This is a genomic window from Paenibacillus oceani, from assembly GCF_014705615.1.
GTDB classification, from domain to species: domain Bacteria; phylum Bacillota; class Bacilli; order Paenibacillales; family NBRC-103111; genus Paenibacillus_AB; species Paenibacillus_AB oceani.
Map to the genome: position 1 here is coordinate 20,565 of NZ_JACXJA010000042.1, position 16,196 is coordinate 36,760.

General features: G+C 57.0%; 17 protein-coding genes and 1 tRNA gene. 6 read left to right on the forward strand and 12 right to left on the reverse strand.

The genetic code is table 11. The features are described 5' to 3' along the window. Positions 1–2 precede the first annotated feature (2 nt). Positions 3–659 (reverse strand): response regulator transcription factor, encoded by a 657-nt coding sequence (locus IDH45_RS25810; protein ID WP_190931027.1) that lies wholly within the window; start codon positions 657–659, stop codon positions 3–5. Positions 660–1,230: 571 nt separating this feature from the next. On the opposite strand from IDH45_RS25810, the gene IDH45_RS35350 reads away from it, so the two are divergent. Further along, complete coding sequence (locus tag IDH45_RS35350) at positions 1,231–1,464, forward strand: tyrosine-type recombinase/integrase (protein WP_397327107.1); 234 nt, start codon at positions 1,231–1,233, stop codon at positions 1,462–1,464. A gap of 134 nt (positions 1,465–1,598) precedes the next feature. On the opposite strand, the gene IDH45_RS25820 is transcribed toward IDH45_RS35350, so the two are convergent. Continuing rightward, positions 1,599–1,685 (reverse strand) — tRNA-Leu (locus IDH45_RS25820). A 145-nt stretch (positions 1,686–1,830) separates the two neighbouring features. Between IDH45_RS25820 and IDH45_RS25825 the strand changes: the two genes are divergently transcribed. Together IDH45_RS25825 and IDH45_RS25830 are read left to right on the forward strand one after the other, a co-directional pair. Continuing rightward, entirely contained in the window at positions 1,831–1,968 is a 138-nt protein-coding gene (locus IDH45_RS25825; RefSeq protein ID WP_190931028.1) for a hypothetical protein, read from the forward strand. A 39-nt stretch (positions 1,969–2,007) separates the two neighbouring features. Continuing rightward, on the forward strand, positions 2,008–2,286 hold the full coding sequence (locus IDH45_RS25830) for a hypothetical protein (RefSeq protein ID WP_190931029.1): 279 nt from the start codon (positions 2,008–2,010) through the stop codon (positions 2,284–2,286). A 52-nt stretch (positions 2,287–2,338) separates the two neighbouring features. Here the strand turns inward: IDH45_RS25830 and IDH45_RS25835 are convergent, their stop codons facing one another. From IDH45_RS25835 to IDH45_RS25850, 4 genes are all read right to left on the reverse strand, one after another. Then, complete coding sequence (locus tag IDH45_RS25835) at positions 2,339–3,052, reverse strand: adenosylcobinamide amidohydrolase (protein ID WP_190931030.1); 714 nt, start codon at positions 3,050–3,052, stop codon at positions 2,339–2,341. Positions 3,053–3,123: 71 nt separating this feature from the next. Further along, the gene (locus IDH45_RS25840; RefSeq protein ID WP_190931031.1) at positions 3,124–3,336 is read right to left on the reverse strand and encodes a hypothetical protein; all 213 of its coding nucleotides are present in this window, start codon (positions 3,334–3,336) and stop codon (positions 3,124–3,126) included. 93 nt (positions 3,337–3,429) lie between these two features. Continuing rightward, positions 3,430–3,756: a hypothetical protein gene (locus IDH45_RS25845; protein WP_190931032.1), complete on the reverse strand. Its 327-nt coding sequence runs from the start codon at positions 3,754–3,756 to the stop codon at positions 3,430–3,432. 73 nt (positions 3,757–3,829) lie between these two features. Beyond that, positions 3,830–4,405, reverse strand: coding sequence for a xanthine phosphoribosyltransferase (locus IDH45_RS25850; RefSeq protein WP_190931033.1), 576 nt, complete (start codon positions 4,403–4,405; stop codon positions 3,830–3,832). Between the two features lie 378 nt (positions 4,406–4,783). On the opposite strand from IDH45_RS25850, the gene IDH45_RS25855 reads away from it, so the two are divergent. Together IDH45_RS25855 and IDH45_RS25860 are read left to right on the forward strand one after the other, a co-directional pair. Then, on the forward strand, positions 4,784–5,506 hold the full coding sequence (locus IDH45_RS25855) for a hypothetical protein (RefSeq protein ID WP_190931034.1): 723 nt from the start codon (positions 4,784–4,786) through the stop codon (positions 5,504–5,506). A gap of 229 nt (positions 5,507–5,735) precedes the next feature. Then, positions 5,736–6,776 (forward strand): YkvI family membrane protein, encoded by a 1,041-nt coding sequence (locus tag IDH45_RS25860; RefSeq protein ID WP_190931035.1) that lies wholly within the window; start codon positions 5,736–5,738, stop codon positions 6,774–6,776. Here the strand turns inward: IDH45_RS25860 and IDH45_RS25865 are convergent. After that, a complete protein-coding gene (locus tag IDH45_RS25865; protein WP_190931036.1) occupies positions 6,708–7,157 on the reverse strand; it encodes a hypothetical protein in 450 nt (149 codons plus the stop codon). The genes IDH45_RS25860 and IDH45_RS25865 overlap by 69 nt on opposite strands. Positions 7,158–7,213: 56 nt before the next feature. Beyond that, complete coding sequence (locus IDH45_RS25870) at positions 7,214–7,498, reverse strand: hypothetical protein (RefSeq protein WP_190931037.1); 285 nt, start codon at positions 7,496–7,498, stop codon at positions 7,214–7,216. Positions 7,499–7,645: 147 nt separating this feature from the next. On the opposite strand from IDH45_RS25870, the gene IDH45_RS25875 reads away from it, so the two are divergent. After that, positions 7,646–8,593, forward strand: a complete 948-nt coding sequence (locus IDH45_RS25875; RefSeq protein ID WP_190931038.1) for a DMT family transporter — start codon at positions 7,646–7,648, stop codon at positions 8,591–8,593. 354 nt (positions 8,594–8,947) lie between these two features. On the opposite strand, the gene IDH45_RS25880 is transcribed toward IDH45_RS25875, so the two are convergent. From IDH45_RS25880 to IDH45_RS25895, 4 genes are all read right to left on the reverse strand, one after another. Further along, positions 8,948–12,337 carry an AAA family ATPase gene (locus IDH45_RS25880; RefSeq protein WP_190931039.1) on the reverse strand — a complete coding sequence of 1,130 codons (3,390 nt, stop codon included), beginning with the start codon at positions 12,335–12,337 and terminating at the stop codon, positions 8,948–8,950. After that, positions 12,334–13,635 (reverse strand): metallophosphoesterase family protein, encoded by a 1,302-nt coding sequence (locus tag IDH45_RS25885; protein WP_190931040.1) that lies wholly within the window; start codon positions 13,633–13,635, stop codon positions 12,334–12,336. Before IDH45_RS25885 ends, IDH45_RS25880 begins: the two co-directional genes overlap by 4 nt. 101 nt (positions 13,636–13,736) lie before the next feature. Then, complete coding sequence (locus IDH45_RS25890; RefSeq protein ID WP_190931041.1) at positions 13,737–14,738, reverse strand: MerR family transcriptional regulator; 1,002 nt, start codon at positions 14,736–14,738, stop codon at positions 13,737–13,739. A gap of 178 nt (positions 14,739–14,916) precedes the next feature. Then, positions 14,917–16,047, reverse strand: coding sequence for a glycosyltransferase family 4 protein (locus IDH45_RS25895; protein ID WP_190931042.1), 1,131 nt, complete (start codon positions 16,045–16,047; stop codon positions 14,917–14,919). Positions 16,048–16,196: the final 149 nt, after the last annotated feature.

The following is a 16,196-nucleotide window of genomic DNA, read 5'->3' on the forward strand; positions in this document are numbered from 1 at the left end:
AATCAATCCTCCAGCCGGTAACCGATTTTATAGATCGTTTTTATATGGTCCTGAAGCTGAAGCTTTTTGCGCAGCGATTTGATATGCATATCGACCGTTCTTGTTTCACCGTAATAGTCAATGCCCCATACTTTATCGATAATCTGCTCCCGTGAGAGTGCGATGTTCTTGTTTTTCAGTAATACAACCAGCAAATCGTATTCTTTCGGTGTCAGTTCAACCGGCTCGCCAAAGATGGTCACCTCTCGTTTGTCTAGGGTGACTTGACCGTTATGAAACTCCATCACGGTCTGTTCTTTGCCGTATCTACGTAACACCGTTTCAATCCGCGCCAAGAGCTCGATTGCTTCAAAGGGCTTGACCATGTAATCATCCGCCCCCAGTTTAAGTCCGGTCACCTTATCGTATACGGAGTTTTTCGCAGTTAGGAAAATAACTGGTATGCGGTAGGGCTGTATTTTTTCCATCAGAGCAAAGCCGTCCAGCTTCGGAATCATGATGTCCAGCAGGATAAGATCACACTTCTCTCGCTCTATCGCTTCCAACGCCGCCATTCCGTCATGTACCTCAGTTGTTTCATAGTTTACGAGGTTTAGATTCATTTTAATGATATTGGATATGTGAAGATCATCTTCGACGATCAATATTCTCTTTCCCATCTTTTATAGATCTCCTGACTTAATATTTTATACTCTGTTACTGAGTATGTACGATAATCAAACGTTTAATTGTTGGTTTCAAGTCTGATCTAAAACAAACGGTTACACGGGATACCGTATTATCCACGAAAAAAGAAGCACCCCAGTTTTTTCATAGGGACTGCTTCTAAATTTCACTTAGCAAACATGGCATATTGATTTTCGATATTAAATCCAGTTCTCTGTCCAAAAACATTTAAGGTCAGATATTACTTGCTTATCAAATACCTTAACAGAGTCTGGACTTATTGTCGAAGGAGATCCCGGTGTCAATTTTTGGAGGTTACTCGGCATCGGAAGGAATACAATATGCTTTGACTAAATGGAATAACATAAAACAGGAAAAACCAACCATACTCGGACAATGTTAGAGTATCACTTGGATGTATTGGATGTTAGATCAAGTTGTAATGAAGCTGTAAAATCGTTATAAAAATATAAATTAAATAAGTCGCTCAACGCATCGGCTGAGCGAGGCGCAAGGATTGAAGCAGACACCATTCTCAAAAATCATATCTTGGCCATTCATCAATTGCAGCAGCAATCTCCGCATAACATCACCGTGGACAAGCTGGGAGATCGAATCAAGCCGGGATATAATACACAACATTTTCCACTCGTTCTCCAAAAACACGTCATGCGTCGGATTCGTTTCCACGATCTTCGCCACAGTTGTGCAAGCTTGTTGCTTGCAAATGGTGTAAGCCTGAAAGAAATTCAAGAATGGCTCGGGCATAGCCATTATTCCACGGCGGCTAACATATAAATATATGCTCATCTGGACTACAGTTCAAAGATTTCGTCGGCGCAGGTCATGAGCAACACTTTGCAAATCCCAATTATGCAAAAAGCTCCTGAACCGTCACAAGGACAGATTCAAGAGCTAGTTCATTCTTAGGGTGGTGCGGTCAAGAGGACTCGAACCTCCACGGTATTGCTACCACTGGCACCTGAAGCCAGCGCGTCTGCCAATTCCGCCATGACCGCTTATTCAATTGACGCTGTCATCAGCGACAAGAATTAATATAGCATACCGCCTAAACCAAAGTCAACGGGCGTCCCAAAATTTTTGGAACATGCGGGAGCGTTCTTTCTTATAATACTCATAATGCCATGCAACGGAGGCCGCCGTATGAAGAAAAAAGACGATTACAAAAGGGAAATCGCGCTGATTGTCGCAGCCGTTATCGTTGTTTCCTTTTTCCTGGGGCTCGGCGAAGAAGAGAATAATGAGACTGATGACGGATCCTCCATCGTAGTACTTACTTGATCACATCCTAAACCAACTCAACAAAAGAAGGTGAGCACCATGCCCAAATCGTGCCGGAACGGCTTCGGAGACAAAAGAAGCGGCAACGGAAAAAAATCGAATGGGTTCGGCAAGCTCACTCCCCAGCAGATTGCCGTTGTCGCCGGACTGCTTACCAACGCTTTATCCGTGGAATCCATCCTGATCAACAAAGATCAGACGTTCGAAATCGTGCTCACCGGCTCGTTCCGCCGAAAAACGAAAGCGGACCGGGTCGCCGAACAATTGGATGAAGTCAGCGTCGGCGAGCTGATCGACGCTTTTCTAAGACGCCAGTAGGAGCCTGATACGATGGAGGCCGTCACCACTACCGCATGGAGGTCGCCCGAGCCTAAATCTGCTTGCGCCGGGCTCTCTCCAAATAAATCCGCATCGCCTGCAAAGCCGCCTCATACACAGTCCTGCCGATCAGATGCCCTACCCGCGTCGCAGTTCCTGCATACCGGTACAGCTCGCCTCGTCCCGTGACCGCGACGAGGACGGCGTCCGTGGTCATGCCGGTGGCCAGCTGTGTGCTGTTGCGCGCGGTAATGCCGAGCTCCTGAAGAGCGGCTGCCTTCGCCTCGGTTGCGGTAATGACAGCGTTGACCATGGCGGCGTCGGTCATCCGGCCGTCCACGATCACTATGCTGTTGATCGTCCCCGGATACAACCGATCCGTTCCTTCGCTTGTACCGGCCCGGGCCGCGTTGCCAAGGCCCGCCGTCACCCAGGCCGACACATGCAGCCCCTCGTCGGCGCCGGCATGGCACTCCCCTGCATCCTCGATGAAGGCAGCGGTCAGCATCGCGGCCGTATCGCCCGGATCGAAGCCGCTCCCCCGGAGGAACTGCTCCATCTCCGCTTCCGGATCGTCGCACATATACGATTTGGACACCTGCCGGTTGACGATCCGCCGGACATACTGGAAACCGCCGCCCCATATCGAAGAATTCAACGCATACAGCCGGCTCGCCGCTTCTACGGTCAAGCATAAACTGCCGTTCATGGTTCCTTTTCTGCTATGTACGCCCGATACCGGCTCCGTGCACAATCGTATCGTCATGGGATCTCATCTCCGCCATCTGTCCCGGGCAGCCCCTCAGATTAATAATACGGCCTGCCGCCTGTTCTTTACTATAACGACTCCGGACGTTTGTCGCTGGCCGGCTGGATAAAATATTCTCTCGACAGCTTCACGACCCGGCGATTCGGCCTGCGGATCAGAACCGATTCATCGTCCCATGCGACGACAATTCCCCTCACATCGTTTTCGGGGCTGGCATCCCGCACTACGCGTACTTTCATGCCTTCTACACGAAAAGCGTCCAGCTGTTCATCCGTTAACATCACAAGCCCTCCCTTGTCTTCTTCGTTGACAATAAAAAAGGACCCAAATGCCGAAACATTCAGGTCCCTCAAGCGACGCTATGATCGACGGAATTAACCGACATGTTCCTTCGAATCGTTTTTCTCGAACCATTCGTCAAGTACTTTGCCCGACATGACCCGACTTTCGATATAATCCGCCTGTTGCTGAGAAAATTGAGTTTTCCACTCGATGTCCAGTTCGTTGCATAGTTTGACGATCGTTAGGAGCTCGGACCAAGCCACATAACGTTTGTACCAGAAAAACTGAGGATGCTCGATCATATAGGGATACAAATCATCGAACTCCGTGTGCTTGCAGTCAAGAGCGCGTTCGAAATGTACTTTGGATTCCGACAGTTTCGTCATCAGATACTCACTTGACAAGTGCTCTTTCCCCATAGTGTACCCTCCTCCCATTCGCCTTCATTCATTATATCGAAAAAACGGCGGGGAGAAAAGACTCCAAATCCTCTCACTGCGATTCAAATTGTACGGCGCCGCCTTCCAGCGACTTGATGGCGACGATCGATTCGAACCGGTAACCCATCTCGCGGATCAGTCTGGCGCCGGCCTGGAAGCTCTTCTCGACGACGACTCCGACTCCCGCCAGTTCCGCTTCCGCCCGCTCCAATATGCGAATCAGTCCGCGCGCTGCATCCCCGTTAGCGATAATATCGTCGATGAGCAGCACCCGGTCCTGGCTCGACAACACATTTTTCGAGATGAGAATATCCGTAACGATGCCCTTCGTAAAGGAAGGCACCCGTTCGCACCATACTTCCCCGTCGGTAGTGAGCGTTTTTTTGCGGCGGGCGAATACGAGCGGTACTCCCAGCTCCAGCGCAGTCGCGAAAGCGACGGTAATGCCGGACGATTCGATCGTTAGTACTTTTGTAATCCGTTCTTCTTTAAACCGGCGGGCAAATTCTTGTCCGATCTCCATAATAAGCTTCGGGTCCACCTGATGATTAAGCAAAGCGTCCAGCTGAAGCGTCTGATTCGACAAAATTACGCCTTGCTCCGCGATCCGTTGTTTTAAAATATCCATACGTCTTTCCTCCGTTAAAATAGGTCTTGGACTAACGTACCATAACGGGGTTCGCACATTCAAGAGAGGGAATGGGGGAAGCTTGGTCTTCAAACAAAAAAAACATAAGATTTCCGGCAAATGATGCAACTTTTTACCAGTTCAAACCGTCTTATTAGTATGAGAAAATAAATCATTGCTAGGGTGTTTCGTCCCGAAGTTTCCGTGGTAATATCCAAATGAATGAGCTCCACGATGAATGAACGACATGCGGAACGTAAAGCAACGATCGGATTGGATTACCCGCATTATTCCGGCTCATTTAGGTTTTGTCAAATCCGGAACACAGTCGTACCCTAGTAGTGGCTCCGTCTCCACGCGGAGGAAAGGAAGATCATCATGACAAAACGCCGCTACGTCCGTTTTTGGCTGGCCGCCGCCATGGTAAGCGCACTTGTGGCCGGCTGCAACACCACAAAACCTGCTGCAACAAATCCGGAGGCATCCGTGTCCGCACCCCGGTTCGGGCAGGAACCGGTTATCCCCCAGCATACCAGCAACGGATCGAATGTTACGGGGGATGTTACCAAACCGGAAGATAGCGGTTCAGCTACAGTTGCAGTAGAGCCGCAGACTCCGCCCAAGGTAACGCCGCCTCCAGCCGACAAGAAGGTGGAAACATCGTCCGATACGAAGCCGCCCGCCTCGAAGCCGGATTCCAGCACGCTTCAATACGACGCCAAAAAGCCCGCATTGATGGGAGTTCGACTGACCGATTCGAAGCCCTCGGTAAAACAAAAGCTCGGCGATCCCGTGTCCGAATTCGTTATGGAGGACGAGAAAGATCCGATCGACGTTCAGGAGTACGACGGATTTTCCATCGGCTTCAACTCCAAAGGTTTCGTCGAATTTATCGAGATTACTTCCAAAGACGTCAACCCGGGACTAAACGGCCTTCGGCTCGGCCAGAAAGTAAAAGATGCCGAGACGGCTCTCGGCAAGCCCGATACGAATACAACCTATGCCCTGCATTACAAAGCGGGCGGAACGATACTGAAGCTGGACATCGACAAGAAAACGGAAGCGATCACGTCGATCAAACTGTTTGCAGACCGGAAATAACGGGTTTGCGTGCCTGGACAGAATCGGCAAACGGCCTTCTCCAATTGGAGAAAGGCCGTTTTGTTTTGCGTGAAGCAAGGTCCATCTCGAGGCAAATTGTTCCGGTGCCAGACCCCGCCCTCCAAGCGGCGGAAGGCGCATTCCCTGCGGAAATCTCCGAACAGTCATGCCGGACGGTCCGTCCACATACCCTTGTACTATAGCCAAATGTAGCTTAGGGGGAGATGGGATGCCGTCATGGGGCAGAGCGGTACAAATCGCATTTACGTATGTCGGCACGATCGTCGGCGCTGGCTTTGCGACCGGGCAGGAGATTTTGCAGTTTTTTACGAAATACGGGGCGGCGGCCACCGCAACCATAGGGATAGCCGGTCTGCTGTTCATCTGGCTCGGTACGAAAATGATGCTGCTCGCCCGTTTCATCCGGGCGGTCTCCTACGAGGATTTGAACAAACATCTGTTCGGTACGAAAGTCGGCGAATGGTTCAGCTTGTTCACACTCTTCATGCTGTTCGGCATCACAACGGTCATGCTGGCTGGCGGAGGCTCTGTTTTTAATGAGCATTTTCATCTGTCGTATCAGGCCGGACTGCTGCTGACCCTATTTCTCGCTTATTGGATTATTACAAAAGGACTTCAAGCGATCGTGACCGTAAATAGTATCGTTGTACCGCTGATGATCGTACTCTGCCTGCTTGTCGTCTGGTCAACGGCGGACTCGCCGAACGCCGGCAACTGGCTGACGCTCGGCAGCGACCGTTCGGCACTCCAAATCTGGACCGCGCCGCTCTTGTACGCTTCTTATAATCTGGCGACCGCGCAAGCGGTCCTCGTCCCGCTGGGAGCATCGGCGCCCGACCGGAAATCGATTGTACGCGGCGGCATCATCGGCGGCATTCTGATTACAGCCATGATGCTTGCCGGTCATTTTGCGCTTGCTTCCCAGATGCCGGGCATCGCCCAATATGAAATCCCGATGGGCCAACTGATTGCGAGACTGGGCGGCGCCGTACAGCTGCTGTTCGCAGGTGTCATCTTCGGTGAAATCTTTACCACTTACATCGCCAACGTCTACGGGCTTATGCTGCAAATTCGCGAACGCACTGGATGGGCGGCCAAGCCGATTATTGCCGTCATCCTGGCCGGTACGTACTTGATCGGGCAAATCGGCTTCAGCAAGCTGCTCTCGACGCTGTACCCGCTATTCGGCCTGCTGAGCCTGATCTGGTTTGTGCGGATGATCTCCGGCCGGCATCAGTCGGCGCGTTAGCCGGAGCACCATCGCCAGCCTCACGAACGTAAACAGCATGCCAAGAAAGCTAAAAATAAAGCCGCACAACAAATAAGCAAAATGATAGTCCGGGTACAGGTCGCGGTCTTTGGACACCCCTACCAGATTGACGATCAGAAATACGGCTCCGAAGCCGAACAGAAACAGCGCCGAATAATCGGCAACCGTCCACCGCAGAAACCAGCTCCAGGGCGGTGCCCCGGCTTCTTGCACAGCCAGCTCGCGACCGTCGGCCGCTTCCGCGGTTTGCGCCTTAACCTGATTATTGCGGGTGGCGAAAAACGCCCAAGCGGTAAATACAGCGGCCCCGGTTACGAACAACCCGACGATACTTGCAAATATGGCTAAAGGAAGAAACATGCCCTCTCTCCTTTCCAAATACGTGCTCTAAGCTTCATTCGCAATATTAGGCCGGGTTAAACCCTCATCAGCATATAAACCATCCACCAGACGAAACCGAAGGTGAGGAGCGGCAAAGCAATCAGCAGATACGGAATTGCCGCCAAAGGCAAAAACGGGGCGCGCCGCCAGATGTACCGATCCAGCAGACGGAGCCAGAGCGCCTTCTCCATGAAAACGACCGCAGACTCGGAAGCGGTCACCTGGTTGTTCTCGCCAACCTCCAGCTTCCCTTTTTTCCAGCCTACCCGGTATGTAATCTCCCTGGCCCGCGGCTGTTTCCTCGGTTGTTCTTCCATCATCGATCCCTCCATTTCCATGCCGACCTTCTGGTTTATTGTACAATACCCGCCCTCCCTTGTCTTCGAAAAATTCGGTTGACGAAACACAAATCCGGGCGTAAAGTGGGATCAACTTTTGGAACGCATACCGGAAGGGGACGCTTCATCATGTGGCTCGCATACTCGGTTTTGGCTGCCGTATGCTTTGGATTCAGAGGAATATTGTATCAGTGGACTTCGCAAAAGCCGATCGAGCGCAACTTGATGCTGCTTGGCGTTTACTTGTCCGGAGCGGTCGTCTCCGTCTCGGCCGCCGCCCTGTTAGGTCAATCATACACCCCGGCCGTGTGGACCGGGGCTTTTATGGGCTTTTTCTCGTTTATATCAAACGCTGCGATCTACAAAGGATTTGCGGTCGGCAAAGCGTCGCTGGTCGCCGTATTCACCGCATTAACTCCGATTGTAGTCGCTTCCCTGTCGTACATCCGCTGGGGGGAAAGCTTAAGTCCGATGCAGGCGGTCGCCTTTGCCGTCATTCTGGCCGGTATCGTCATAATCCGGTACTCCAGCGATTTATCGTGGAAAAACTTGCAGGGCGTTCAATGGGCGCTCCTCGCCATGGTTACGTTCGGCATTACCGATGTCGCTTCCAAGCAGGCGATGCTCTGGCAGGCCGACAAACTTCCTACGCTGGTCATTATGTACGGAACGGGAGCGGTCCTGTTTTTCCTGCTATGGTACGGGGGCAGGCTGATGGAGCGAAGAATGGTCAGTCGGGCCAAGCAAGAGGTTGCCGTCACTTCCCTCGGCGGTGAGATACACCCGGAAGCGGGTGCGGCCGCTTTTCGGGAGAAACAGAAGGCGGCGAACTGGCCGGTCGCCAAAACGATCGGCTGGGGCGGAATCGTCGGACTCAGCAACATTTCGGGCATGGTTTTCATCATGCAAGCTTTTTCGCTCGGCATTACGGGTCTCGTCTCGGCCGTCGTGACGACGAACGTACTGCTCATCCTGCTGTACGCGCGGATCGTTCTGAAGGAGCGCTGGTCGCTTCACCAAATCATCGGGATCTGCTGCGCGCTTGCCGGCGTGCTTGGACTTAGGCTGCTGGAGTAGCGGTCTCTTTCGCCGTTTGAAGTCGGAGAGTTCGTATGGACGGATGACCGGGGGTTAAAACAAAATAAAAACTTTTTGCGCCCTCTATTTCCGGCTTTTTCGCACTGCAGAAGCGAAAAAAAGCGGTTTGCGCCTCTTATTTCAACCATCCGGTCGGCTCAGCCCCATTTTCCCAGAATATTAAAGCTTCAAACCGCTCTTATTTCCTCGTCCAAGCCGGTTTCCGTTAAAATAACAGGTACAAACCACCCTTATTCCGCTCCCGGGCGGTGATCAGCGTCGCATGACGGCTAACAACCACAAGGACCGGCTTGCCCCCTCACGGGACGAGCCGGTCCTTGTGCTGCGCCGCGCCTACAGCCGGATGACCTGCAGCCCCGGAATCGCGGCGGCAGCGGCTTCCGTCACATGGCTGTGGCATGTGAACAGCAGCAGCTGTCTGCGTGCGGATAGCTCGGGCAGCAGCTCCAGGCAGCGGCGGAGACGGTCTGCGTCGAAATTGACGAAGACGTCGTCCATGATGAAAGGCAGTGAAGCGGACGGTGCCGTCTCATCGGCGAGCGCGAACCGCATCGCGAGATACAGCTGCTCCGCCGTTCCGCGGCTCAGCTTGGAGGAATCGACCGGTTCGCCCGAGCCGGTCACGGCGACCAGACGCTTTTCGCCGACGGGTGCGATAACCCGGGTGTACCGCTGTCCGGTCAACGCGGCCATATAGTCCGATGCCCGCCGGAGTACGGCAGGCTGCCGCTCCGTCTCGTACAGCTTCCGCGTATGCGCAAACAGCTTTCCGGCCATCGCATGAACCGCCCAGCGGCGCATCTGCTGGCGGAGCTCCGTCTCCGTCTCTTGAACGCGCTGCAGCTTGTCCGCATGATCGCGACCGGATTCCAGCCGTTCCATCTCCCCGCGCAGCCTCCCCCTGCGGTCTCTCCGCTCATCGAGCTTGCGCTCCAGCTCCTCTTGCAAGCCGCCAAGCCGCTCGAGCTCCCGCCGCAGCTCCTCCGGCGGCTGCCGCATCGCCTCCAGCGCCTCGTCCCGCCGGTCCTTTCCAAGCATCGAGTCGAGCGTCAACAAAAGCTCCTCCCGCTCCCGCGAGAGCAGACTTCCTTCCTCATGAAGCCGGGCCCGTTCGCGGAACTGCTGCTCATCGGCCGCTCCGGCTTCCTGCCAAAGCCCGCCGATCCGTTCCCGGACCCGGGCCAGCTTGTCCCCGATCAGCCGGATCTCGTCCCGCAGCAGCTCGGCTTCGCGGGCCAGCCTCTCCCGCTCCGCAAACGCCGCCGCCTCCTTCTCCGCTTCCGCCTTGCGGCGTTTCAGCTCGAAGAGCGGGTCGGCTTCCGAAGCCGTGCCGCACACGTCGGCCGTCTCCCGCTTGAATGCAGCCGCTTCCGCTTCCATATCCGCAAGCCGCCGCAAGCTGGCATCGCGGCGAAGCAGCAGCTGTTTGCCCTGCTCGCAGACGAGAAGCCATTCCGCCGCTCCGTCCGGGCGCAGTCCGCCGGAGATGCCGCGCTGGTCCAGCCAATCTTCCCACTCCGCCTGCCACGCCGCAAGACGGCTCTCCGCTTCGTCCAGACGCTCCGTGGCAGCCTTGGACGCTTCGCGTAGGCGAGCGACGTCCGAAGCAGCTTCCGCATACCGATTCTCCCTCTGCTCCAGCTCGATCCGCGCCTGAAGCCATGCTTCCCCGGCAAAACGCGCTTCGGCGAGCCAGTCGTCCGGCAGCAGCGTCCCTGCCTCTGTACCCGTTGTACCCGTGCGGCGTTCCGCGGATGCCGCCGCAGCCTCGGCAACACTGCTAATTAACGGCACCGCCCAGCTCCGGGTCCGCTCCAGAATCGTCCGCTCCAACCCGGCCAGCTGCCTGTCCAGTTCCGCTTTTTCCTCCAAAAAGGAACTGCCGGAACGATCATGAGGCCGGGAACGTTCCCCGCTAGAGGCACCAGTCAGCTTCCAGGCAAACACCGACATAACCGCAAAGGCCAGCAGACTCAGCACAGACAGAACGGCCTCTCCCCGAATCCACAATACCGCGGATAACAAAACTCCGGTTACGATCGGCACCAGTCTCAGCCAGATGAAACTTCCCCCCGGTATCCCGCCAGGCTGCCGCCTGCCCGCGGAACGGCCGCCTGCGGCGGAAGGCGGCTCCGGCGCCATCTGCAGCCGCCGGTAATCGTCCTCCCGCTGCCGCAGATGCCGCATCTCTTGGCGGAGCCGGCTCCACTCCGCATAATCCGCGCCAAGCCGCTCCAGCTTGCGCCGCATCGCATCCGCGGACGGCTCCCACAGGAGCGCCCCGGGGACGCTTGCGCCTGATCCTGTGCCCGCGCCTGTTTTTACGCCTGCGCCTGTACCTATTATCCCTGTCCCTGCGCCTGCGCCTGTCCCGGCTTCAGTCCCGGCCGCCTCAAGCTCCTGCCGCGCCTGTTCCGCCCTCCGCTCCGCCGCTTCCAGTTCCCGCGACGCGCGATTCGCTTCAGCGCGGGCGAGCTCGGCTTCGCTCCGGAGCAGCGCATGCTGCTCCTTGGCGTCCCGCAGCCGCTCCCGGTCCGATACGGACAGCGGGTACGACGCCAGCTCGGCGTCCGTCCAGCCGACATCGAGCCGCTCCAGCGCCTGATCCACCCCGCGCCCAAGCGACTCCGCTTCCTCGCGCTGCGCGGCGATCGCGGCTTTCGCGTCGCGGTACAGCCCGGCTCTCTCGAGCAGCGCCTCGAGCTTCGGACGCGAATCGAGCAGCGTCTGATCCGGCTGGAGCGCACCGATTGCCCGTTCCGCCTGCCCGAGCTTCGCTGTCGCTTCCTGCCGCTGCTCCAGCAGCCGCTCCAGCTCCGCGCGCATCGCCTCGAATCGAGATAAAGCGCCGTGCGGAAACTTCTCCGGCGGAGGCAGCTCTCCCAGCCTGCGCTCTACGGCCTCCAGCCTAAGCCCATGGTCGCGGGCACGCAGCCACCTCTCCAAGCTCGCCGCCTTCTGACGCACCGTGCGAAGCTGCTCGTCCGCCTCCCGGATATCCCGATCGGCGCCCTCCAGCTCCTCCGTCCATTTCCGGTATAACGCCAAACTCTCCTTGCTTCTTCGAAGATCGGCCTGTTCCTGCTCCCACCGTTTCAGCAGCAAGTTCAGCTCCTGGGTTTTGCCGCGGGGCCGGTACAGCCGGTCCATATCCTGTGCGAGCCTTCGTTCCGCGGACAGGATCGCCCCTCCGCCCGCTCCCCAGCCGGCGTTGTACAAATAAGCGGCCACTTCCTCGGATTGCAGCGTGCCGAGCTCCTGCAGCTCCGTCAAGCTAAAGGCAAAAACGCTGCGGAACAGCTCGCCCTGCACGCCTCCCAGCAAGGCGCGCAGCGCCGCTTCGTCTTCCGCCGGGCTGCTTGGCCCGGACGCCGAGACATGATGAGCGCCTCCGTGCAGCCGGGTTAATCGCACCCGGCCGGCGGACGCCGCTTTCCCCCGTCCGCCGGACTCTCCCTGGAACGCTCGCTCCACCAGGATTACGGAGCCATCCGGCAGTTCCAAGGTCAAAGCGCCTCCGTAAGCCCCTCCGAGCGTTGGCTCATACTTGTCCGCACTTGCTCCTCTCGTTGGCTGCCCGAACAGCACGGCGCGAATAAGCGCCATCAGCGTACTTTTGCCGGCTTCATTCGGGCCGTAAAACAGCGTGATCGGGCCGCCGAGCTCGTAGCGCCGGTCGCGTAACGAGCCGAAGGAATCAAGCCTTATACCGCGAATGTTCATTCGTCCCAGCCCTCCTCTTCGGCGACCAGTCCGAGAGCGAGCGATTCCGCCGCCTTCAGCCACTCCTCCCGTTCGTCAGCAGCCATCGCCTCGGCCAGCGGTCCCGCCTTCGGATGGGCGAGCAGAGGCTGGAGCGCCTCCTCGATAAGCGACCTCAGGCTGTCCCCGTCACCGGCCAGACCTGCCGACAGCTGCAGCATGTCGCCGATAAACCCGTTTCGATTCGCAGCCTCCTTCGGATCGAGCTCGGACGCGGTAGCGACGTCCACGGATTCGATCCAGACGAACGGCGAGTCCGGTTCGGACGATTCCGCCCTACGGCGCTCCAGCTCCCGGAACTCCTCCGTTAATTCGAGCAGCGGCCCGGGCTTCCTTAGCGTTTTATGCAAAGGCCCCCGTCCGTTCAGCCGAAAACGGACGATCGCAGGCCGGCCCCCCGACCGCTCCTCGCACAGACGCAACTCTTCCTCCAGCCGGTCGCGCAGCTCCTGCTCCGTCGAGAGTCCTTCGATCGACACGGCCGCCGTATGCCACCTGACCGCATCAAGCGGGCGGAACGATATCGCCGTACTTCCGGATTCGGATACGTCTACGATACAACAGCCGCGCGGCCCCGTCTCGCGGACGCTCCTCCCCTGAATATTACCCGGATATACGATCGCCGGATTTTCGCTGAGCACGGCCCGCGTATGAATGTGCCCCAGCGCCCAATAGTCGAAGCCCGTCCTCTGCAGTTCCTTTACGGAACATGGCGCATAATTGTCGTGACCCGCATCCCCGTCCACGTTGGCATGAAGCAGGCCGATATTGAACAGCCCCGGCTTGGGGGCTCCGAACCGGGCGAGCGGATTGTCCGTTACGGCGGAAGTCGGATACGACCACCCGTGTACGCAAGCCAGATCGGCACCCGACCGATCCCGGACTACGAAGGCATCCGCCTGCTCCCCCGACGAAAAAAAACGGACCGTATCCGGCCAGCGCAGCGACGCGCCGTTACCGTCGTCCGGATCGTGATTGCCGTGAATGACGTACACCGGAATGCCCCGCTCCGCCAACAGTCCGACGGCGCTCTGAAACCTCAGCTGCGCCTTAAGCGAGCGGTCGGCCGAGTCGTAGACGTCGCCTGCGATCAGAACGAAGTCGGCCCGCTCGGTTACGGCAAGCTCGACCAGATGCCGGAGCGCCCGGAATGTCGATTCGCGTATCCGCTCGCGTATGGCGGAAGGCAGCGCCGACAGCCCCTTAAACGGGCTGTCCAAATGCAAGTCCGCGGCATGAATGAACCGGAATGATCTCATATAACGTTCTCCCCCTCCGATCCGTGCGAATCTCTTAGATACTGACTCCATTGTACAAAGGATCGGATACAGGCACAAGTGTTCTCATCAGCTGAAATCCGTTATGGCTTATTGGCCGTGATGACGCCAAGCGAATCTTCCAGCAGCTCCTTCCGGATCTCGTACCCCCAAGCTTCCAGCCGCTCCAGCAGCGGCAGCGGATCGGCGGCCCGCAGCATCGACTTCGGATGAGCGCTCCGTGCCCCCTCGTGAAAGCGGTCGACGATGACCATCCGCCCTCCAGGACGGAGGACGCGGTCCATCTCCTGGATTGCTGCGGGAAGCTGGCGGCCGTGCAGATGCTGTAAAGCGAAGCTCGATGCGACGAAGTGAAACGTGGAATCGAAATAAGGGATCGCCAGCACGTTCCCGAGCTTCGTCTCCACTTCGGGATATTTGCTATTGCAGCGGCGCAGCATCTCCCGCGATTGATCGATTCCCGCCATCCGCGCTCCCCTCGAAGCAAGCAGCCCGGCCAGATTGCCGGTGCCGGTTCCCGCATCGAGTCCGCGCTCCCCGGACGCCGGGGCGATCCGCTGTGCGGCCAGCTCGAGCAGCGGGCGGTACGACGCGCCGAAGCCGGTCTCTCCGGCCTCGGAAGCAAGTCGGTCGAACGATTCGGCGAGCACGTCATAATTCCACATATCTTTCCAGTCCGCACGCGCCGCCTTCAACTGTTTCACGCCCTCGGCCATCTCCGCCAGATCCGTGCCGGACAATCCTTCCTCGCCCGACGCCCGCTCGATGACCCGCTCCAGCGTCTCGATCATCTGCCGGGTCTCGACCCACCTGGCGTACATCGCGCTCCGCTGCGCCTCCAGAAATTCCAGCACCGCTTCCCCGTCGCCGCTCCTGATATTCCGAAGCACCGGTGCGATGTCGTTCAGACGGAAGCCGATCTCCTTCAGCGAGACGATCGTCTGCAGCTTCCAGGCGTCTTCCTCCGAGAACGTCCGATAACCGTTCGCGCTTTCCTTGGCCGGCTGCACGAGCCCTTTCTGCTCGTAAAATCGGATGGCACGGGCGGATACGTCCAGCCGGTCCGCTATTTCTTTAATCTTCATCTCGGTCCCTCCTCCGCCTATTGTAAACGTTGACGCTGCGTCAATGTACAGGGCCCGTTTTTCCCCCTCAGACGAGGCTGTTGGCCGCCGTCCTGTCCGTACACGCAAAAACCCCGCATTCGAACGGAGCGCTCGTCAGCGGGGTGCAGCCTTGTATCCGGTTGTCGGTTGCGGTTGGTTACCGTTTGCCCATGACGAGGCTGTACTGCTGCTGTAGCTGTCCGATTACCCGGTTCAGCGAATAGGAGCTTTTGGCTTTGAGCCATGCGGAGCGGGCCAATTGGTACCGGTAGTCCGGATCGGTCATCACTTTCTCGAGCGCATCGGCGAGCGCCGCATGCTCGTCAACCGGCACGAGCAGCCCGTTCACGCCGTCTTCGATCTGCTCGGACACTCCGCCGACATCGGTGCCTACCAGCGCCAGACAGCATAACGCCGCTTCCGCGAAGACCGAACCGAATGCTTCCGCCCTCGACGGAAGCACGAAAATATCGAAAAACGGCATAAATTCCTCGGGATGCAGCATATAGCCGTAAAAAATCGTTTCCTCGTAAATGTTCAGCTCCACCGCCATCCGCTCCAGCTCCTCGCGGATCGGACCGTCCCCGATCAGATGAAGCACGAACGGGAAGCCGCGTTTCTTAAGCTCCGAGCAAGCCTGAAGCAGGACGTCGATCCCTTTGGCCGGGACGAGGCGGCATACCGAGATCAGCTGGGGAACGGCATTATCGTGAGCGACCGGCCGGAACCTCCGCTCGTCGAAGCCGTTCGGGATAACGCCGATCGCTTCTCCCTTCTGAACATATCCGCCCAAGTATGCCTTGAACGACTGCGAGACGGTCACGATGCCGTTGACCTGGTGCTCCAGCTCGCCGTACAGCTTGGTCAGAAACGTTTCTTCCGGGCCGCCGGGCAAAATCTTGCCGTTCAAAATCAGCTCCTTCTCGTAGCTGGAGTGAATCGTAGCCAGCACCGGCGTATCCGGGAACAGCTGCTTCATAGCGAGCGCCGCGATCGGATGATGGGCATGGATGAGATCGTACCGCTTCCGGATGCGCATCCGGGTCCACCACACGTAATCTTTGAAGGTTTGAATGTATTTGTCAACGACCGGGTTGCCCGCATACTGCCGCCAATCGAACGATTCGAAGCGGACCTCCTCCGTCCCTTTGGCACGGATTCTCTTCGGGAGCGAGAACAGCTCCATCTCCCACCCTTTATCCAAAAACGAATGCTGAATATACGGAATCATGGATGATACCCCTCCGGGCTGTTCCGGAGGAAAAAATAACGCTTGCAGCATGTTCATCTCGCTAGTCTCTCCCATATGGTGAATGATGATGGTCTAAGCAGTCGAAAACCGCCGTCCCTTCGCTGGGGATACGGCACCGGCAGAAACTTCGGATACAAACAAAAAATTGTCCGTCGATGTTTATTCGTTCTGATGATATAATGTAG